Genomic DNA, 18,670 nt, shown 5'->3' on the forward strand with positions numbered 1-18,670 from the left:
TCACCGGGTAGCAACAGATTCCCTTATTTTCGGCCCCCAACCGGTTGCATGCCCAAACTCCTGCGCATATTCATCACGGGAATGTTCATCTCCTTCCTGGGCTCGCTGCCGCTGGGCACCCTCAACGTGGCAGCCACGCAGATCGCCATTTACAAGGGCGTAGCGGCAGCCCTCTGGTTTTCGTCCGGCTCGCTCGCGGTGGAGGTCGTATATGTACGGCTCTCGCTCGTGGCTATGGACTGGGTGCGCCGGCAGAAGCGCCTGTTCCGCATACTCGAATGGGTGACGCTCGGCATCGTGTTGTTGCTTGCCGCCTCGAGCTTCTGGGCTGCCTGGCACAGTAGCCAGCCGGGCGCCGGTGAGCCGGTGGCGCCGCCCTACCTGAAGAACACGCTGCACCCTTTCCTGCTCGGGGTGATCATGAGCGCCGTCAACCCGGTGCAGATCCCCTTCTGGTTTGGATGGAGCACCGTACTGTTCACCAAGAAGATCCTGCTTCCGCGCAACGATCATTACAACACCTATATCGGCGGCATCGGTCTCGGTACGCTGATGGGCAACTTCGTGTTCGTGTTCGGCGGCAAGCTGCTTGCGGGCAAGATCGCCGGCAACCAGCATATACTCAACTGGGTCATCGGCGGTATTTTTACGGTGACGGCGCTCGTACAGGTCTATAAGATGTGGCGCAACAAAGGCGCGGAGCACCGGATCGACCATCCCGAGGAGCACACACGTCCCTTCGAAGATGAGGTGGACGATATCCAAAGCTCTTAAAACAACTACAATATGCTGAATCAATCCCTCCTGCCAGAATTGAAGTACGAGGCGGCCTCCACCCGCCGGATGCTCGAGCGTGTTCCCTTCGACAAATGGAGCTGGAAGCCGCACGAGAAGTCCATGAGCCTGGGCGAGCTCGCCACCCATGTAGCCGACCTCGTCAACTGGTCGGCCTTTACGCTCGAAACCACGGAGATCAACTGGGCCGAATTCAAATACAACCCGCCCAGGCCTTCGAATTCGGAAGAACTCCTGGCCATTCACGACAAGAACACCGCGGCATCGGTCAGGGCTCTTGAAGGGGCTACCGACGAACAGCTGATGGCTCCGTGGACGATGCGTGCCGGCGACCAGGTCTATTTCACCCTGCCGCGCATCGCCACTATCCGCACCTATGCCTTCAACCACGTGGTGCACCACCGCGGGCAGCTCTCCGTGTACCTGCGCCTGCTGGGCGTTCCGGTGCCGGGAATGTATGGTCCGACGGCGGATGAACAGGGATGAATCGTGCAGGGAGAAGCCGCACTACGCGGCAACAAGAGAACGGATGCCAGGGGCATCCGTTCTCTGTTTACGGAATAGCGACCATTTTATTGCTGAGCTTTGAGTTAAAAAAGTTAACATTGTCGTTCACCAAAACACACCAGTTCACGCTATGAGTCAGAATCAGTCCACCGCGTACAAGACCGTCGGCATCGTGGGTCTTGTGCTTGCCTCCCTCGCTTTCTTATTTTCCTTTGTGCCCTGCCTTGGTATGTATGCCGTATGGCCCGGTGTTGCCGGCCTCGTGCTTTCTGTGATCGCCCTGGTGATGGCAGGCCGTGCCAATGGCGGTAAAGGGATCGCGATCACCGCACTTTGCCTTGCGGTTGTTGGTACCGGCGTTGCCGTATACCAGTACATCACGATCTCCAAAGGCGTTGAAGAGCTCAGCAAAGCCCTCGATACCGAGCTGCGCAAGAGTTCCGATTCGCTGCTTCAGGCCAGCGATGTAAAAGACGGGTCCGTTGAAAAGTCGTTTGAGGAAGCCCAGAAAGCCATCGATTCGCTGAACAATGCTGCCGAGCCGACCCCTGCGGCCGCTCAATAAGATGGATCGTCGGCATTACCTGCTTTTCAATTCACTGATCGCCGGCATTATAGGAATCATGTTCCTGTATGCCGGTTTTTTTGCGTCCGGCAACATGTCCGTGGCCTGTGCCTACAAGCTTGCTACCGGCAAGGAGTGCGCTACCTGTGGCCTTACGCGTTCGCTCACCGCCTTCCTTCACGGGCGCTGGTCGGAGGGGCGTGCATGGAACGAGTTCGGTCTTCCGGTGTTCGGTTTCTTTGCGGTGCAGTTCGTGGCCCGTACCGTGATGATGTTTGCCACCACACACCTGCCGGAAAGCACGTTCAAGTGGGATGGAATCGCTTCGCTGCTCCTCTTCTTGCTCTGCTTCGCGCCGCTCATCTTCGCACAGCTCTGATGGGTACGTCGTATCGGAAGCATCGTGAAGGAGGCGCCTCATCTTCGGTTGCAGTCGATTTCAAAAAACAACGGATGCCAAAGGCATCCGTTGTTTTTTATCAGGCGTCAGCATTGCCGATTACCGATTGCCGACCCGAGGCCTCGGGTCACGATTCACGCTGTTGCTCATTCAGCTCCACCGCCCAGTTGGCGCGGTCGTCAGGACTGAATTTCCAGGGGGCGAAGTTGTTCTCCACATTCGAGTACATACCGTTCCATTCGGCCGGCTGGTTCGATTCCTCGAGGGCAAGGTAGCGCTTCAGCTGGTTGATGATGTGCAAGGGGTCGATGAGGACGGGGCAAGCCTGCACGCAGGCCTGGCAGGACGTACAGGCCCAGAGCTCTTCGGTTGTGATATAGTCGTGCAGCAGCGTCTTGCCGTCGTCCTGGAAGGTGCCGCCGTTGGCGTCTGCATTCTTGCCGATGGCTTCCATGCGGTCGCGGGTGTCCATCATGATCTTACGCGGGGAGAGCAGCTTGCCGGTCTGGTTGGCGGGGCAGGCCTGCGTGCAGCGGCCGCACTCGGTGCAGGTATAGGCGTCGAGCAGGTTCTTCCAGGTGAGGTCGGGCACGTCCTTCGCACCGAAACGTTTGTGGCCTTCTTCTGCGGCCGCTTCCGCGGGAACCGACTGCGGCTCCATGGCATACAGCACTTCGCGCTGGATTTCCGGCATGTTGACCATCTGGCCCTGTGGCTTCAGGCGGGCGAAATAGGTGTTGGGGAACGCCAGGATGATGTGCAGGTGCTTGGAGTAGGGGAGGTAGTTGAGGAAGAAGAAGATGCCGGCGATGTGCAGCCACCAGGCGCCGCGCTCGATGGGGATCAGCGTGCCTTCCGACATATTGGCGAACAGGGGGGTGATGAGGCCGGAGATCCAGAAGTCGGACGTCGGCGCATAGTGCGCGCTGCCCTTTATCTGGAGCGCCTTGTCGGCAGCGTTCATCACGAGGAAGAGCGTCATCAGCACGATCTCCCAGCTCAGGATGAAGTTGGCGTCGCTGCGTGGCCAGCCATTGAGCTCCTGTTGATTGAGGCGCTTGACCCGCGTCACGTTTCGGCGCAGCAGGAACACGACGCAGGAGGCCAGCACCAGGAAGGCTAGTACCTCGAAGAAGTTGATCAGGAAACTGTAGGCGCCACCGAGATAGGGGGCGAAGAGGCGGTGCGTACCGAAGATGCCGTCGAGCACGATCTCGAGGATCTCCACGTTGATGATGACGAAACCGGCGTATACCACGAAGTGCAACAGGGCCACGAGCGGCTTGTCGAACATCCGCTTCTGCCCGAAGGCCAGCAGCAGCATGTTGCGCCAGCGCGCGCCGGGGTTGTCCTTCAGGTCCTCATCACGACCCAGGTTGATATTGCGGCGGATCATCTTTACCTTGCGGGCGAAGATCCACACGGCCAGCGCGGCAAGCACAACGAACAGTATCTGCTGTAGGTATTGCATGGTCAGAGGTTCTTTTAGCTAATTTAACCGCCGTAAAAGTAACAGATGCCTACCGATATTGTTGCAAAGAATTCGATCCTTTCCGCCGACGCCGCACAGCGCAAGATCCGCCGTATGGCCTTCCAGGTGGCGGAGCAGAATGCGGGCGAGCGCGAGCTGCTCGTACTCGGTATCGAAGGCAATGGTACCGTGCTTGCCGGTCAACTCCGGGCGGCCCTGCAGGGCATCGCACCGTTCACCTTGACCTCCGCTACGATCCTGGTCAACAAGCGGGCGCCGCAGGATGCGCGTCTCGACCGGGAGATCGGCCTCGATGACAAGGCGATCCTGGTAGTGGATGATGTCGCCAATTCGGGAAAGACGCTGCTCTACGCGCTACGGCCGCTGCTGGCGCACAACCCGCGCACCATCCAGACCCTCGTGCTCGTGGAGCGGAGCCACAAGCAGTTTGCCGTGCAGCCGGATTACGTGGGCCTGTCGGTTTCCACAACGCTGCAGGAACACATCACCGTGGAAACGGATTGCGACCGCATCTCGGGAGCCTGGCTGCATTGATGGCACGCTCGGGCGGGTTCGCTGCGCTCACCGGTGCACGCGCCGACGCAGCGGCACAGCGACGCATCATTTTTTCGTTCTAACATCGATGAGCGATTTCCGTCAAGCGTATTTGGATCAGCTGTTGGGACTTTATGCACGTAACCGGCAACGCGGAAAGAGACAGGACGCCGTAAGAATAGACCGCTGCGCCGTCCTTCGCCGCGCCACCGTGCAAAACGTCCTGCCGCAGGCAGGACCTTATTTTTCTTATTCTTTCCGTACTGCCTCTAAAAATGCAGCGCGTGCACCTTGAAGGAGCCGTTCGAGTATTCGATCGACGGCGCCGGGAACTTGAGGATGTTGATGCTGTAAAATACCGAGCGCAGGAACTTGCTCCGCGTGCGGATCTGCGTCAGGTCGATATCGGGTGCCAGGTACCACTGGCGGTAGCGCTTGATGTCGGGGCGGCTGAAGGTAACCGTGCCATCGGGTTCCTTCGCTTCGTTCGCATAGCCTCCGAACATGCCCTGCGCCCCGTAGCCGACCGAGAGCCGGAGCCACTTCGGGAGCTTCCACCGTTCCGGCAGCGGAAAGGAGAGCCAGTAGGTCTGGGCATTGTAATCCTTCAGCAGCTTATTCTGTGCCGAAGAGCCAAAAAGCTCGCGGGCCCGTGCCCGGAGGTCGGAGGGGTAGGAAGCCATATGCGACGAGAACTTGAGGCGGATCTTTTGCTCCCGCCAGGTCAGCTGCTGGGCGGCGAAAAGCCCCGCCCCGAAGGCATTGGCGCCCACGTCGGCCCAGCTCCAGCCCCATTCGGCCGAGCGTCCGTCGAGGTATTCTACACCCAGCATGAAGGCAAGCCCGGAGCCGGCGGAAAGCAGCGTGGCCGCCTTGTTGCTGTAGCCCGACCAGCACCAGAGCCCGAAGCCGATATGGCTCATCGAATACACCGCCCAGGCATGGCCTGCCTTGTCCATCTGCTGCCACTCCCCGGCGTCGTTGAACGTGTGGAAAGAGCTGCGCTGGTAGTTCTTGTACCAGGCCCCGTTGAGCCAGACGAGCATCCCGCCGTAGATCCCGACCCCGAGCCCGTCGACAAACAGCTTGCGGCCGAGGTGGGCATTGGTGGTGGGCTTTGCCGCGAGCATCTCCGCCGCGCTGGCACGCCCGCAGCCGATGCAGAGCGAGGGCACGCGGCCGGTGAAGGGTGTCGTATCCCGCAGGAGCGAGTCGATCCGGGTAAGGCTGGTACTGTCCTGGGCATAGGCCCGGCCAAGCAGGAGCATAAAAAAAACAAGGGAGAACTTCTTCACGCGTCAAATGTACATACACCTGTAAATTCGCAACCACCGGCTCATCGTGAAGCCGGCGACTACATTTATCAGGACAAACGAAAACCAACGGAAAATGGATGCAGCAATCGCGCAAAAAGTACAATCCTGGCTCGACGGGGCCTTTGACGAAGAAACGAAGCAAGGGATCCGCGAGCAGCAGCAGCAACAGCCCGACGAGCTCGCCGACGCCTTCTACCGCAACCTCGAGTTCGGCACCGGCGGCCTGCGCGGCATCATGGGCATCGGCACCAACCGGATGAACAAGTATACCGTGGGTATGGCCACCCAGGGCTATGCCAACTACCTGAAGCAAAGCTTCTCCGGCACCGAGGTGCGCGTGGCCATCGCACACGACTCGCGCAACAACAGCCGCTTCTTCGCCGAGACCGTGGCCAATGTGTTCGGCGCCAACGGCATCAAGGTGTTCCTGTTCGAGAGCCTGCGCCCGACGCCGGAGCTCTCCTTCGCCATCCGCCACCTGGGCTGCCAGGGCGGCGTAGTGTGCACCGCCTCGCACAACCCGAAAGAATACAATGGCTATAAGGCGTACTGGGTCGATGGTGGGCAGCTGGTGCCTCCGCACGACAAGAACGTGATCACCGAGGTCGAGAAGATCGCGTCGGTAGAAGACGTGAAGTGGAGTGGCGGCGAAAGCAACATCACGCTTATCGGCACCGAAGTAGACGAAGCCTACCGCAAGATGGTGAAGGGCCTGAGCGTGTACCCCGAAGCCATCGCCGCGCAGAAGGACCTCAAGATCGTATATACCTCCATCCACGGCACGGGGATTAAAATGGTGCCCGACGTGCTGGCCGATTTCGGCTTTACCAACGTCACGATCGTGGACGAGCAGGCAACGCCCGATGGCAACTTCCCGACCGTGGTGTACCCGAACCCCGAGGAATCCGAGGCGATGAGCATCGGCCTGAAAAAAGCACAGGAGCTCGATGCCGACATTCTCTGCGGCACCGACCCCGATGCCGACCGCGTGGGTATTGGCGTGAAGGACCATAAGGGCCGGTGGGTGCTCCTTAACGGCAACCAGACCGCCGTGCTGGCCTTCAACTATATGATGGAGAGCCGCCGCGAGAAAGGCATTGCCGGCGCCAACGATATGGTGGTGAAGACGATCGTTACGACCAACATGATCGACGAGATCGCCGCGGGGCTCAACGTGAAGTGCTACAACGTGCTTACGGGCTTCAAGTGGATCGCCGAGCTTATCCGCAGTAAGGAGGGGCAGGAGCAATACATCATCGGCGGTGAGGAAAGCTACGGGCTCATGATCGGCGACCAGATCCGCGACAAGGACGCCGTTTCGGCAGTTGCCCTGCTTTGTGAGATGGCCGCCTATGAAAAAAACAAGGGCCGCTCACTCTACCAGAAGCTGATCGACCTGTATGTACAGTACGGCTGTTACCGCGAGCACCTCATCTCGATCACCAAAAAGGGCATGAACGGCCAGCAGGAGATCGCCGAGATGATGGAGCGCTTCCGGAGCAACCCGCCGCAAACGCTTGCCGGCTCCCCGGTGGCGCAGCTGCTCGACTACCAGAAGCAGGTGGCCACCGAACTTGCCAGCGGCGCTACCACGCCCATTTCGCTTCCCAAGTCCAACGTACTTCAGTTCGTTCTGGCCGACGGCAGCAAGATCTCGGCCCGCCCTTCGGGTACCGAGCCGAAGATCAAGTTCTATTTCAGCGTAAAGGAGCCGCTTCCTTCTGCGGAGCGCTTCGATGACGTATATGCTTCGCTGGATGAAAAGATCCAGACCATTGTCAGGGAGCTGGCGCTCTAAACTCAGCGCGTTCCTGGACCATGCTATAGTGCCCTTCGGGGCACTTTTTTGTTGGTGTCAGGAGCGGGGCAGCGGCCTGCGCAGCGGCAGCAGCCGGGGCACTTTTGCCTGGTAATCGCCGTAGGCCGGGCCGAAGTCCTGCAGCAGCTTCGCCTCCTCGTAGCGGATGCCGATCATCGTATAGCCCTGGATAGCCACACAGGCGATGAGCCCCGACAATGTAGGAAACAGGAAGAACAGGCCCCAGATGAACACGAAGGTGCCGAGGTAGAGCGGGTGCCGCACGTAGCGGTGCACGCCGTCGATGCGGAGCTCGGGTGCCAGCTCGCGGTGGCGGAACAGGCTTTTGAGGCCGCTCAGCGACAGGAAGTATTTCTTGATGCAGACAGCCATCAGGACGCCGCCGAGTGTTGCCAGTCCGAAGCCGAGGGGTTGCCAAGCCGGGCTGAGCAGCCTTGGTGAGGGCAGCGCCAGCTGGTACCAGAGCACGATGCCCAGCGAGACGAAGGCAAAAAGGGTATAGCCCACCCGGTAGTAGGGGCGCGCGCCGTTAGCGAGGCCGAAGAGCCAGCGCTTGAAGCGGCCGCTGGCGAGGGCGCTGTGGAAAACTCCGAACAGGATCCACAGAAGAGCAAGCAGGAGGTGCGGTTCCGTCACTGTATAAAAATATTGTTTTGCCGCCGGGCCCGAACCCCGTCCGGGCGGATTACCTTTGCTTCCTTATGAGGAAGTTTGAGGATACGTACCGCCACATGGGCCTACGTAAGAAGCTGGTGGACCTGCTGCGTCACAAAGGCATCCAGAGCGATACCGTACTGGAAGCCATCAACAAGATCCCGCGCCACTATTTCCTGGACTCGGCGTTCGAGGAGCAAGCCTACGAAGATCGTGCCTTCCCCATTGCCACCGGGCAAACCATCTCCCATCCCTACACCGTGGCTTACCAGTCGCAGCTCCTCGACGTGAAGCCGTTCCAGCGGATCCTCGAGATCGGCACCGGCTCGGCCTACCAGGCCTGCGTGCTCGCCGAGCTTGGCGCCCAGGTGTTCACCATCGAGCGGCAGAAGCCGCTCTTCGAGGCCAACAAGACCTTTGCCTTCCTCCGCAAATACCCCAACATCAAGTATTTCTACGGCGACGGCTTCGAGGGCCTGCCCACCTTCGGTCCCTTCGACCGCGTGCTCATCACGGCCGCCGCTCCCTTTATCCCGCCCAAGCTCGTGCAGCAGCTGAAGCCCGGCGGCATGATGGTGATCCCCACCGGTGAGGGCGATGTACAGATCATGAAACGCCTTCACAAAAATGCCGACGGCTCCGTCACTGAAGAAGTGTTCGAGCAATTCAGCTTCGTGCCGATGCTGGAAGGGAAAAACGGTTGAGCAATGTGCTAATGAGTTAATGTGCTAATGAGTTAATGTGCTGATGTGCTGATACTGATTACAGTGCAAAGTGGTTCCACTTGTAAGAAAACGGGTTGGCTCGAGTTGAAAGGAACCTGGTTTCGTAAATGATATGGGTATGGCAGTCCCGCCAAACTATCCCCAAAACTGCGGGCGCCTAAAAAAAGACGCTCCGCGATTCCCCTATTGATATTAGTTTATTAATACATTACCCCATTAGTAAATCAGCACATTAATAACTGCTGTTTCCCGATTAGCACATCAGCACATTACCCCATTAGCACATTAATATTTATCTTTCCCCCGAACTGCTTATTATGCGTATTGTTCCTTTTGTGCTCTCTACGCTCGTTACCGGGGCGCTTGTGTACGCGCTGAGCGTCCGGATCGGGCCCGCGCCCGCGCTGGGCGCCTTTCTCAGCCCGCAGCAAGGCTGCTGGCAGAATGCCGAGCCCCTCAACGAAAGCCACAGCGCCGACCTGAAGCTGCCCGGCCTCAAAGGCAAGACCACCGTCCACATCGACGAGCGCCTCGTACCCCACGTGTTTTCCGATAACGAGCAGGATGTGTACTATGTGCAGGGCTACCTGCATGCGAAGTACCGCCTCTGGCAGATGGAATTCCAGACCCTGTTTGGTGCGGGCCGCATTTCCGAGGTGCTCGGGAAAGACGAGCGCTTCCTCCGTGTCGACCGTGAGCAGCGCCGCATGGGCATGGTTTACGCCGCCGAGAACACGCTGAAGACTATGGAAAGCGACCCCGTGCAGAAGGCCTATTTCGATGCCTATACCGCCGGTGTGAACGCATACATCAGCAACCTGCCCGCAAGCCAGCTGCCGCTGGAGTACAAGCTGCTAGGATATAAGCCAGAGCCCTGGACCAACCTGAAAACGGCCATCTTCATCAAGGTGATGAGCAAGGATCTCGCCGGCTACGAGCGCGACCTCGAGTTCACCAACCAGAAATCGGTTTTCTCCCTGGCTGATATGCAGACGCTGTTCCCGGAGATCAACGACTCGTCGGTGGCGATCGTGCCGGCAGGAACGCCCTTCGCTGCGGCCGGTATCGTACCCGTGAAGCCTGCCGGCGCCGATTCGGCCTACTTCGGCAACGATACGACGCTGCGCGTGCAGGAAGTGGATAAGCCCGTGCGCGAGAATGGCTCCAACAACTGGGCGCTGGCCGGCAGCCGCACCGCCAGCGGCGCGCCCATCCTCTGCAACGACCCGCACCTGACGCTTTCGCTGCCCGCCATCTGGTTCGAGATGCAGCTGAGCACACCCACGATGAATGTATACGGAGCCACCTTCCCCGGCGCACCGAGCGTCATCATCGGCTTCAACGAGCACATCGCCTTCGGCTTTACCAATGCCATGCGCGACGTAAAAGATTATTACTCGGTGCGCTTCAAGGACGCGTCGAAAAAAGAATACTGGTACAACGGAAAGTGGGAACCGACCACCATCAAAGTGGAGGCCATCCGCGTAAAAGGCGGCGATACTTTCTACGACAGCGTGGCCTACACATCGTTTGGCCCCGTGATGTATGACGCCGGCTTTACGAAAGGCAACAGCGGCACCGGCGCCATCGCCGTTCGCTGGGCCGCCCACGAGGGCTCCAACGAGGCCGGGATCTTCTTCCGCCTGGATCGCGCGAAGAGCTACGACGAATACCTGGCGGCCATCAAAGACCTGCATACGCCCGGTCAGAATATGCTCTTTGCCGCGAAGACCGGCGAGATCGCGCTCTGGCAGCAGGGCAAGTTCCCGGCGCGCTGGGAAGGGCAGGGGAGCTATGTGATGCCGGGAGCGGATAGTTCGTATGCCTGGCAGGGCTTCATCCCGCAGGAAGAGAACCCGCATGTCGTGAATCCGCCCGAAGGCTTTATCCAGAGCGCCAACCAGCGGCCCGTGGACGCATCCTATCCCTACTTCATTCCCGGAAACTATATCACTTCCCGCGGGCGCACGATCCACAAAGCCCTCTCGGGGATGCAGCGCGCGACGCCGCAGCAAATGATGGCCCTGCAGAACAATACCTACAACAGCCTCGCGGCAGACGCAGTGCCCCTGATGCTGCGTTACGTGGATGCGTCGCAGCTGGATGCCGCCGGCCAGAAGTACCTCTCGGAGCTGCAGCAGTGGAACTTTCACGCCGATGCCGGCAGCCGCGCCATGACCATCTATGCCACGGTGATGGACAGCCTCGAAAGCGTGATCTGGCAAGACGAGTTTGCCCGCGTGCCGGAGCCGAAGGTGCTGCCCGATGAGGAAACCATGATAGCGCTCCTGCTCCGCGACTCGGCCAGCCGCTTCATCGACGACATCCGGACGCCCGAAACCGAAACGCTCGGTATCCAGCTCACCAAGGCATTCACCCTCGCCGCTGCCGACCTGCAGAAAGAAGAAGCAAGCAACGGGCTGATCTGGTACAAGCACAAGAACACCACGATCTACCACCTGCTGCGCGAAAGTGTGCCGGCGCTGGCCCACGCCGGCATCCTCGTAGGCGGCTGGCGGCATACGCCCAACGCCATCACGCAAAAGCACGGCCCCAGCTGGCGCATGATCGTGGAGCTCTCCACACCCACGGTGGCCTACGGGATCTACCCCGGCGGGCAGAGCGGCAATCCCGGCAGCCGCTTCTACGACAACTTCACCAACGACTGGGCCGCCGGTAAATATTATACGCTCTGGCTCATGCGCCCCGACGAAGCACGCGACCGCCGCGTGCGCTGGACCATGACCTTTAACCCCGCTTCCTGATTTATGCGCTTCCTGGTTTCCTTCCTGCTGATCGTGCTCTTCGCCTTTATCGCCGGCTGCTACCTGCCCTGGTGGAGCCTTGCCATCGTTTGCTTCGCCGTGGCCCTGGGCGTTCCCCAAGGACTCGGTCGCAGTTTCGCCACCGGCTTTTTAGCAATTTTTTTGCTGTGGGCGGCGCTCGCGCTCTGGTGGGATATCGGTAACGGACATGTACTTTCGCGAAAGATCGCAGCCCTCTTCGGGCTCGGAGCCGCTCCGGTGCTGCTTGCTTTTGTAGCCGCGCTCGTGGGTGGCCTCGTGGGAGGCTTCGCCGCACTCAGCGGCGCCTCGCTGCGGGCGAACCGATAAACTGACTTATGCGCCACTACACCCTGCTCCTCTTGCTCCTGCTCCCGGCCCTGGGGGCTTTTTCGCAGAAGATCACCGGACTCGTGACCGACCAGCAGGGAAACCGGCTGCCTTTTGCCTCCATCCAGGTGCGGGGCCGGACGGCCGGCGCCACCGCCAACGGCGAAGGGCGATTCACGTTGAAGCTTTCGCCTGGCGACTACACCATCACTTGCCAGCACGTAGGCTACCAGCAGCAGGAAAAATCGATCACCCTGGGCAGCGAGGACCTGGAGCTGCACTTCCAGTTGCCGGTACTGCAGCTGACGCTCTCGGAAGTAGTGGTGAAGAAAGGAGAGGACCCGGCTTACGAGATCATCCGCGCTGCCATCAAAAAACGCCCCGCACACCGCGACGAGCTGCGCCGCTTCAGCACCCAGGTGTATACGAAAGGACAGTTGCGACTCCGCGATTTTCCGAAGAAATTCATGGGGCAGAAGGTAGATTTCGAGGATGGCGACAGCTCGAAGAAGAAGATGCTGTATTTCTCCGAAACGGTGACGCGCTACTCGGTAGAGCCACCGCGCAACGTGAAGGCGGAAGTATTGGCCACCAAGGTGAGCGGTCAGTCGGACGGCTTCGGGCTGAGTGCACCACGCATTTTTACTCTTTACGAAAACCTCGTATCGATGGGCGCAGGCCTCAACCCGCGCGGCTTTGTATCGCCGGTGGCCGACAAGGCGCTTCACTACTACCAGTTCCGCTACGAAGGCTCCTTCACCGAGAACGGCCGTATGATCAACCGCATCCGCGTGCTGCCCAAGCGCCGCTTCGAGCCGCTCTTCCAGGGTTATGTCAATATCGTTGAAGACGAATGGCGCATCCACTCGCTCGACCTCACCCTCGTAAAGGATTACGGCCTGCAAACGTTCGACACCTTGCGGATCCAGCAACTGTATGTGCCGGTGGGGGCGGGCCCCTGGGTGATGCGCAGCCAGGTGCTGTACCCGGCCATCAAAATGTTCGGCTTTGACGCGTATGGCTCGTTTGTGAACGTCTATTCCGATTACGATCTGAACCCCACGTTCCAGAAAGGATTCTTCGACAACACGATCCTCCGGTATAAGGATTCGTCGAACAAAAAGCCAGACGATTACTGGACCAGCACGCGGCCCATTGCCCTGCAGGACGAGGAGGTCGCCGACTACCGGAAAAAAGACAGCCTCGAGAAGGTGCACAACAGCCCGCGCTACCTCGACTCCATCGATCGGTTGCGCAACAAGGTCAGCGTAACGCAGCTGCTCCTGACGGGCCAATCTTTTTCCAACCAGAAGGCGCGCTCGTCCATTTCGCTGCGGCCGCTGATCGGGACCATTAAGTACAATACGGTGGAAGGACTGGTGCTCGATCCTTCGGTAACCTACAGCAAGCGACTCGATACACAAACCATGAGCCGGCGGTACTATTCCGTGACCACCTCGCTGCGCTATGGCTTCAGCAACCGGCATTTCAACCCCAGCGCCTCCTTCCGGTATGTGTTCGGGAAGCAGCAGCACCAGTCGGTGAGTGTTGCCGGTGGCTCGGACGTATTCCAGTTCAATAACGAGAACCCGGTTTCGGAATTCGTCAATACGATCGCGACGCTGACCTCCAAGATCAACCAGCTCAAGATCTACGAGGCGCGCTTTCTCCGGCTCGGTTATTCAAAGGGCTTCAACAACGGCTTCTTCGCCAGCGCCGGTCTGCAATACCAGGACCGACGCCCGCTAGAGAACAGCACCGACTTTGTGTTCCGCTCGCATAAGAACCGCGAGTTCACCCCGAATTATCCCCTGCCGCTTGCCGACACGAACATTACGCAACACCAGGCCTTCCTCGTGAACCTGGACCTTCGCTGGCAACCCGGAACCCGCTACGTGGAGTTCCCGGGTATGCGCGTGAGCGTGGGCTCGCGCTACCCTGTATTCGGACTCAATTACACCCAGGCCTTGCAGGGTGTGGCGGGCGGCGATGTGCAGTACAGCAAGTGGAAGTTCACCGTGGCGCACAGCGTCAACCTGAACCTCGGCGGGCGATTTCAATACCAGGTGCACCTCGGCGGTTTCCTGAACCGCGACTCGCTGCAAAGTCCCGACTATATTCACTTCAAGGGCAATGCTACCCGCTTTGCAGAATCCTATTCGGGGCGGTTCCAGTTGATCTCTCCCTACTACTTCAGCAATGCGAGCCGTTTTTACACGGCCCTCTTCCTGGAGCACCACTTCAACGGCCTGCTGACCAACAAGATCCCCGTGATCCGCAAGCTCAAGTGGAACCTGGTAGCGGGCGCAAATGCGCTGTACTATGGTTCGGGGCGGCATTACATCGAGCCATTCGTGGGGCTAGAGAACATCCTGCGGCTCTTCCGGGTCGACTACATCTACGGTATCGAGAGTAACGGGCTTCGCCGCAGCGAGCTCCGCTTTGGTCTATCCGGCGGAATATTTGGCGGGGGCAATTGAGCGGGTTCCGGTGGCTTTGCTTTAGATTTGCACCCAGTTAACCGAAAACCACAGCATATGTCTTTGACCACAACCACCGTGCAGCCCCAGGCAGAAACGCCGGTACCTGTTCCGACCCAGCCCGACAACCACAGCGCGCCGCTCCTGGCAGCCGTGATGATGAGCGTTTTTGCCGCCCAGCTCAGCCGCCGGCAGCTCCGCCGCCTCAAGCGCCGGGCCATGTGGGGATTGGTGAAAGCCCGCTTCAGCGCCCTGTTCGGCCGCCGCGATTCCGGTATCTCCAACCGCACGCTGATCTACATCCTGCTGGGTGTCGCCGTTGTGATCCTCTGCTTTGTGGCGCCTGTGGCCGCGATCGTACTCCTGCTCCTCGGTATTTTGCTGCTCCTGCTGAACAATCGCTAAGTCGATCCGGCATCCGGAATAAACGAATGGCCGCCCGGCAACGGGCGGCTTTCCTTTTGGTCCTTTCCGCCGACTCTTAAAGCTGCGCAAAATCAGGCGCAGGCTCCACCCGGGCGCTTTATCTTTGCGCCTTCCGAAACGGAACCGAAATTTTGTTCACCCGGCGTGTGTCCTTAAAATTTCCAACCCATGGCAGTACTACACAACCGCGTCTCCAACGAGGAGCTGAAGCAGCGCATGCTGGCCGAGACCGAGCCACGCACCACGCTTTCGTTTTATCAATATTTCCCGATCCCGGATCCGCAGGCCTTCCGCGACGAATGGTACCAGCAGCTGACGGCGCTGAAGGTGTTCGGGCGCGTCTACGTGGCTCATGAAGGTGTGAACGCACAGGTAAGCGTGCCGCAAAGCCGCTTCGACGCGCTGCGCGAATTCCTGCACGGCCACCCGGCGCTCGCAGGACTAAGGCTCAACGTGGCGGTCGACGATGACGGGAAGTCGTTCTGGGTGCTGCGCATCAAGGTGCGCGAAAAGATCGTGGCCGACGGGATCGACGACCCGGCATTCGATATGAGCAACCGCGGCAGGTACGTATCGGCCGAGGAGTTCAACCGCCTCACCGAAGACCCGGATACGATCGTGGTGGACATGCGCAACCACTACGAGTACGAAGTGGGGCATTTCGAAAAAGCCATCGAAGTGCCTTCCGACGCCTTCCGCGATCAGTTGCCGATGGCGGCGGAAATGCTGGACGATGCCAAAGAGAAAAAGATCATCATGTACTGCACCGGCGGCATCCGCTGCGAAAAGGCAAGCGCGTATATGCTGCACCGTGGCTTCCAGGAAGTATACCACCTCGAAGGCGGCATCATCCATTATGCCAACCAGGTGCGGGAGCAGGGGCTGCCCAACAAATTCCATGGGAAGAACTTCGTGTTCGACAGCCGACTTGGTGAGCGCATCACCGACGAGATCATCGCCAAATGCCACCAATGCGGGGAGCCGGCCGATACCCACGTCAACTGCGTCAACGAATCCTGCCACCTGCTCTTCATCCAGTGCGATGCCTGCAAGACGAAGTATGAACATTGCTGCAGCCGCGAATGCCAGGACTTCATTCACCTGCCGATCGAGGTCCAGAAGGAGAAACGCAAGGGGGTAGAAAAGGGCCGTAACGTATTCAGCAAAGGGCGGCACTCGCTGCGCCCCCGGCTGGGGGACCTGGACCCTACGCTATAGACCGGAAAATCTCATTAGACTGATCGCTCCGGGTAGCTATACAGACGTGATGTATGCTGGCGCAAACGAATAGCTTTTTGTGTGACGCGTTCCGCTGGTGGCATCTTTTTGCGGGGGCATGTTTGATGAAGCGGTGGTCGTTACCTTTAGCATCAACCATTCACTATGCTGCGTCCGTTAATCGCATATTTCCTGCTCATCCTGGTCATTTCCTGCGCGTCGAAGAAAGATTCGTTCGCGGGCCTGCTGGGGAAGGACGCGCTTCCGGTGCAATCCTACCGCATCACCAACGACCGCGACACCCTGCTCCGGACGGCCAAGGGTGCGCTCCTGCGCATCGAAAGGGGGAGCTTCTCCGGCGATGTGACCTTGCTCGTGCGCGAGGCCTACTCGATGTCGGATATGGTTGCCGGCGGACTGCTCACCGAGGCATCGGGAGCGGCTCTTTCGAGCGGGGGCATGATCGAGCTGCGCGCTCAGGAGAATGGCATCAAGATCGAGCGGCCGATCTCTGTATCGATCCCGACGAACCTGTACGACCCGTCCATGCAGCTTTATTCCGGTGTGGAAGAAGAGGGGAGGATCGACTGGAAGGACCCCCAGCCGCTGCCCGCCGTGGTGCAGGGAAAGCAACTGTTCCAGCAAAACTGTGCAACCTGTCATGCGGTCGACAAGGAGCTTACCGGCCCTGCGCTTCGGGGCTTCACGGCGCGCGGGCCCTGGGCAGACCGCCGAGAGCTGTACAAGTTCATACACAACCCCGCTCTGTACATACAGTGCAATGCCTATGCAAAAGCGCTACAGCAGAAATACGGGTCCATTATGCAGGCTTTCCCGCAGCTGACGCCGGAGCAGATCGATGCCATCACCGACTACATCGGGTCGGTTGACCGACAGGCCGCCCCCTTGCCGGACCCTTCGGTGCTGAACTGCATCGACAGCTGTGCGGCGTACAAAGAAGCGCAAATGAAGCTATTCGAGCTGGAGCAGCGCCAGCAGGCGTTGATCCGGGATAATGGGTCGCGCGTTGAGCTGGAGTATCACCAGGAGGGTGGCCGCGGTCGCGATTCCGGAGCCGGCGTCTTGCTCATGAACGACAAGGTACAGGCGGAGCGCTTCGACGCGCGCTATTACAATGTGAAGATCGATGCCTTTGGCTGGCATAACATTGATCGTCTCGTGAGCATGGAAGGTGTGGAGGACCGCTATCTTTCTGTGGCCATCGACCAATCGGTAAGTGCGGAAAACAACGTGTTTCTCGCTATCCCGCAGTACCGCATTTTTACGGAAGGCGGACGTCTCCAGGGAAAGGACGATGCGTACGGCTTCTTCAAGACCGACGGAACGGCGCCTTTGCCATTGGGCGTTCGTGCAATAGCATTTGCCATCAGCGAAAAGAACGGGACGATCCTGTTCGGCTCGGTCGCCTTTACGGTGGCAGACCACAACGAGTTGCGGCTGGTGATGCAGGAAATGGACAAGGCCGGCTTCGACCGGGCGATGGCAGCGCTTGCGCTTGACGATGTAACGACCGGTGTTAAAGACGCAAAGAACGCAAAAGAAGTGCGTGCACTGGACGAGCAGATACGGCAGGAACAATCAGGAGCGGAACGGCTTCGCCCGAAGAGTTGTGATTGCGGCTGCCCGGACGTTCCGGCTTTCGATTCACTTCCGGCCCGATAGGGCTGCTCCGATCCGGCGGTACGTTTCCTCGTCGCCGAGGTCCTCGGGCTTGAACGACTGGCCGGTTACCTTTTCGTACAGCTCGATATACCGCTGCGAGATCAGGGCTACCCATTCATCCGTCATCTCGGGAACGGTCTGTCCTTCCTTGCCCATGAACTCGTTTTCAATCAGCCATTCGCGTACGAACTCCTTCGAAAGCTGACGCTGCTTCTCGCCGCGCGCCTGCCGCTCTTCGAACGCATCGGCGTAGAAGTAACGCGAGGAGTCCGGCGTATGGATCTCGTCCATCAACGTAATCGCTCCATCGTAGGTGCCGAATTCATATTTGGTGTCGGCGAGGATCAATCCCTGCCTGCGGGCCAGCTCGTTGCCCCGGGCAAACAGCGCAAGCGCATATTGGCGGATCGCCGCCCATTCCCCGGGCGTTGCAAGCCCTTGCTCCAGAAGCTCTTTCTCGGTGATGTCTTCGTCGTGGCCTTCGCTCGCCTTGGTAGAAGGCGTGATGATCGGTTCCGGGAAGAAGTCGTTCTCTTTCAGCCCCTCGGCCATGAGTGCGCCGCAGAGGATCCGCTGCCCGCTGCTATAGGTACGCCACGCATGCCCGCACAGGTTGCCGCGCACCACCACCTCGATCTTGAAGGGCGTGCAGCGGGCGCCGAGTGCCGCATTGGGCGCCGGTGTCTCTTTCAGCCAGTTGGGGCAAACGTCGCGCGTGGCGGCGAGCATGTAGGCGGCGAGCTGGTTCAGCACCTGTCCTTTATAGGGAATAGGGCGGGGCAGGATCACGTCGAAGGCGGAGATCCGGTCGGAAGCGATCATGACTAGGCGGTCGTCGCCGATAAAATATACATCACGGACTTTGCCTCGGTAGAAGCCGGTCTGGCCGGGAAAGGAGTGGGGCGCCATGGGCCGAAAGTAGGTACGGTACCGCATTCCGCAC

General features: G+C 59.3%; 17 protein-coding genes. 13 read left to right on the plus strand and 4 right to left on the minus strand.

Annotated features, from left to right (window positions below):
- Positions 1-48 precede the first annotated feature (48 nt).
- The 4 genes from ABD937_RS09920 (at position 49) to ABD937_RS09935 (ending at position 2,246) form a co-directional block, all read left to right on the plus strand.
- A complete protein-coding gene (locus ABD937_RS09920) occupies positions 49-774 on the plus strand; it encodes a LysE family translocator (protein WP_345255457.1) in 726 nt (241 codons plus the stop codon).
- Between the two features lie 12 nt (positions 775-786).
- A complete protein-coding gene (locus tag ABD937_RS09925) occupies positions 787-1,281 on the plus strand; it encodes a DinB family protein (protein ID WP_345255458.1) in 495 nt (164 codons plus the stop codon).
- Positions 1,282-1,432: 151 nt separating this feature from the next.
- The gene (locus tag ABD937_RS09930) at positions 1,433-1,867 is read left to right on the plus strand and encodes a hypothetical protein (protein ID WP_345255459.1); all 435 of its coding nucleotides are present in this window, start codon (positions 1,433-1,435) and stop codon (positions 1,865-1,867) included.
- Positions 1,868-1,925: 58 nt separating this feature from the next.
- Positions 1,926-2,246: a DUF2752 domain-containing protein gene (locus tag ABD937_RS09935; RefSeq protein WP_345255461.1), complete on the plus strand. Its 321-nt coding sequence runs from the start codon at positions 1,926-1,928 to the stop codon at positions 2,244-2,246.
- A 148-nt stretch (positions 2,247-2,394) separates the two neighbouring features.
- Here the strand turns inward: ABD937_RS09935 and ABD937_RS09940 are convergent, their stop codons facing one another.
- Entirely contained in the window at positions 2,395-3,738 is a 1,344-nt protein-coding gene (locus ABD937_RS09940) for a 4Fe-4S dicluster domain-containing protein (RefSeq protein WP_345255463.1), read from the minus strand.
- A 45-nt stretch (positions 3,739-3,783) separates the two neighbouring features.
- On the opposite strand from ABD937_RS09940, the gene ABD937_RS09945 reads away from it, so the two are divergent.
- On the plus strand, positions 3,784-4,293 hold the full coding sequence (locus tag ABD937_RS09945) for a phosphoribosyltransferase family protein (protein WP_345255464.1): 510 nt from the start codon (positions 3,784-3,786) through the stop codon (positions 4,291-4,293).
- A 269-nt stretch (positions 4,294-4,562) separates the two neighbouring features.
- Here ABD937_RS09945 and ABD937_RS09950 read toward each other — a convergent pair whose 3' ends face one another.
- Complete coding sequence (locus ABD937_RS09950; RefSeq protein ID WP_345255466.1) at positions 4,563-5,588, minus strand: DUF2279 domain-containing protein; 1,026 nt, start codon at positions 5,586-5,588, stop codon at positions 4,563-4,565.
- 94 nt (positions 5,589-5,682) lie between these two features.
- Between ABD937_RS09950 and ABD937_RS09955 the strand changes: the two genes are divergently transcribed.
- Positions 5,683-7,407, plus strand: a complete 1,725-nt coding sequence (locus ABD937_RS09955; RefSeq protein ID WP_345255467.1) for a phospho-sugar mutase — start codon at positions 5,683-5,685, stop codon at positions 7,405-7,407.
- 57 nt (positions 7,408-7,464) lie between these two features.
- Here ABD937_RS09955 and ABD937_RS09960 read toward each other — a convergent pair whose 3' ends face one another.
- The gene (locus tag ABD937_RS09960) at positions 7,465-8,064 is read right to left on the minus strand and encodes a methyltransferase family protein (protein WP_345255468.1); all 600 of its coding nucleotides are present in this window, start codon (positions 8,062-8,064) and stop codon (positions 7,465-7,467) included.
- 65 nt (positions 8,065-8,129) lie between these two features.
- Between ABD937_RS09960 and ABD937_RS09965 the strand changes: the two genes are divergently transcribed.
- The 7 genes from ABD937_RS09965 to ABD937_RS09995 all read left to right on the plus strand — a co-directional run bounded on the left by ABD937_RS09965 (position 8,130) and on the right by ABD937_RS09995 (position 17,727).
- On the plus strand, positions 8,130-8,786 hold the full coding sequence (locus tag ABD937_RS09965) for a protein-L-isoaspartate(D-aspartate) O-methyltransferase (RefSeq protein WP_345255469.1): 657 nt from the start codon (positions 8,130-8,132) through the stop codon (positions 8,784-8,786).
- Positions 8,787-9,124: 338 nt separating this feature from the next.
- Positions 9,125-11,572, plus strand: a complete 2,448-nt coding sequence (locus ABD937_RS09970) for a penicillin acylase family protein (protein WP_345255471.1) — start codon at positions 9,125-9,127, stop codon at positions 11,570-11,572.
- Between the two features lie 3 nt (positions 11,573-11,575).
- On the plus strand, positions 11,576-11,920 hold the full coding sequence (locus ABD937_RS09975; protein WP_345255472.1) for a hypothetical protein: 345 nt from the start codon (positions 11,576-11,578) through the stop codon (positions 11,918-11,920).
- 8 nt (positions 11,921-11,928) lie between these two features.
- Positions 11,929-14,400, plus strand: coding sequence for a DUF5686 and carboxypeptidase regulatory-like domain-containing protein (locus ABD937_RS09980; RefSeq protein ID WP_345255473.1), 2,472 nt, complete (start codon positions 11,929-11,931; stop codon positions 14,398-14,400).
- Positions 14,401-14,457: 57 nt separating this feature from the next.
- On the plus strand, positions 14,458-14,805 hold the full coding sequence (locus tag ABD937_RS09985; RefSeq protein ID WP_345255474.1) for a hypothetical protein: 348 nt from the start codon (positions 14,458-14,460) through the stop codon (positions 14,803-14,805).
- 189 nt (positions 14,806-14,994) lie between these two features.
- Entirely contained in the window at positions 14,995-16,044 is a 1,050-nt protein-coding gene (gene trhO, locus ABD937_RS09990; protein WP_345255475.1) for an oxygen-dependent tRNA uridine(34) hydroxylase TrhO, read from the plus strand.
- Between the two features lie 165 nt (positions 16,045-16,209).
- Entirely contained in the window at positions 16,210-17,727 is a 1,518-nt protein-coding gene (locus tag ABD937_RS09995) for a c-type cytochrome (protein ID WP_345255476.1), read from the plus strand.
- On the opposite strand, the gene ABD937_RS10000 is transcribed toward ABD937_RS09995, so the two are convergent.
- Positions 17,710-18,636, minus strand: coding sequence for a phosphoribosylaminoimidazolesuccinocarboxamide synthase (locus ABD937_RS10000; RefSeq protein ID WP_345255478.1), 927 nt, complete (start codon positions 18,634-18,636; stop codon positions 17,710-17,712). The two genes, ABD937_RS09995 and ABD937_RS10000, sit on opposite strands and share 18 nt — an antisense overlap.
- Positions 18,637-18,670 lie beyond the last annotated feature (34 nt).

Source organism: Flaviaestuariibacter amylovorans, from assembly GCF_039541815.1.
Taxonomy (GTDB): domain Bacteria; phylum Bacteroidota; class Bacteroidia; order Chitinophagales; family Chitinophagaceae; genus Flavisolibacter; species Flavisolibacter amylovorans.

What these genes read in the sequence shown, in the direction of transcription:
- trhO (WP_345255475.1), top strand. Translation starts at nt 14,995, where the DNA reads ATGGCAGTACTACACAACCGCGTCTCCAACGAGGAGCTGAAGCAGCGC.
- ABD937_RS09970 (WP_345255471.1), top strand. Translation starts at nt 9,125, where the DNA reads ATGCGTATTGTTCCTTTTGTGCTCTCTACGCTCGTTACCGGGGCGCTT.
- ABD937_RS09940 (WP_345255463.1), bottom strand. Translation starts at nt 3,738, where the DNA reads ATGCAATACCTACAGCAGATACTGTTCGTTGTGCTTGCCGCGCTGGCC.
- ABD937_RS09955 (WP_345255467.1), top strand. Translation starts at nt 5,683, where the DNA reads ATGGATGCAGCAATCGCGCAAAAAGTACAATCCTGGCTCGACGGGGCC.
- ABD937_RS09995 (WP_345255476.1), top strand. Translation starts at nt 16,210, where the DNA reads ATGCTGCGTCCGTTAATCGCATATTTCCTGCTCATCCTGGTCATTTCC.
- ABD937_RS09945 (WP_345255464.1), top strand. Translation starts at nt 3,784, where the DNA reads ATGCCTACCGATATTGTTGCAAAGAATTCGATCCTTTCCGCCGACGCC.
- ABD937_RS09985 (WP_345255474.1), top strand. Translation starts at nt 14,458, where the DNA reads ATGTCTTTGACCACAACCACCGTGCAGCCCCAGGCAGAAACGCCGGTA.
- ABD937_RS09975 (WP_345255472.1), top strand. Translation starts at nt 11,576, where the DNA reads ATGCGCTTCCTGGTTTCCTTCCTGCTGATCGTGCTCTTCGCCTTTATC.
- ABD937_RS10000 (WP_345255478.1), bottom strand. Translation starts at nt 18,636, where the DNA reads ATGGCGCCCCACTCCTTTCCCGGCCAGACCGGCTTCTACCGAGGCAAA.
- ABD937_RS09980 (WP_345255473.1), top strand. Translation starts at nt 11,929, where the DNA reads ATGCGCCACTACACCCTGCTCCTCTTGCTCCTGCTCCCGGCCCTGGGG.
- ABD937_RS09930 (WP_345255459.1), top strand. Translation starts at nt 1,433, where the DNA reads ATGAGTCAGAATCAGTCCACCGCGTACAAGACCGTCGGCATCGTGGGT.
- ABD937_RS09935 (WP_345255461.1), top strand. Translation starts at nt 1,926, where the DNA reads ATGTTCCTGTATGCCGGTTTTTTTGCGTCCGGCAACATGTCCGTGGCC.
- ABD937_RS09925 (WP_345255458.1), top strand. Translation starts at nt 787, where the DNA reads ATGCTGAATCAATCCCTCCTGCCAGAATTGAAGTACGAGGCGGCCTCC.
- ABD937_RS09920 (WP_345255457.1), top strand. Translation starts at nt 49, where the DNA reads ATGCCCAAACTCCTGCGCATATTCATCACGGGAATGTTCATCTCCTTC.
- ABD937_RS09965 (WP_345255469.1), top strand. Translation starts at nt 8,130, where the DNA reads ATGAGGAAGTTTGAGGATACGTACCGCCACATGGGCCTACGTAAGAAG.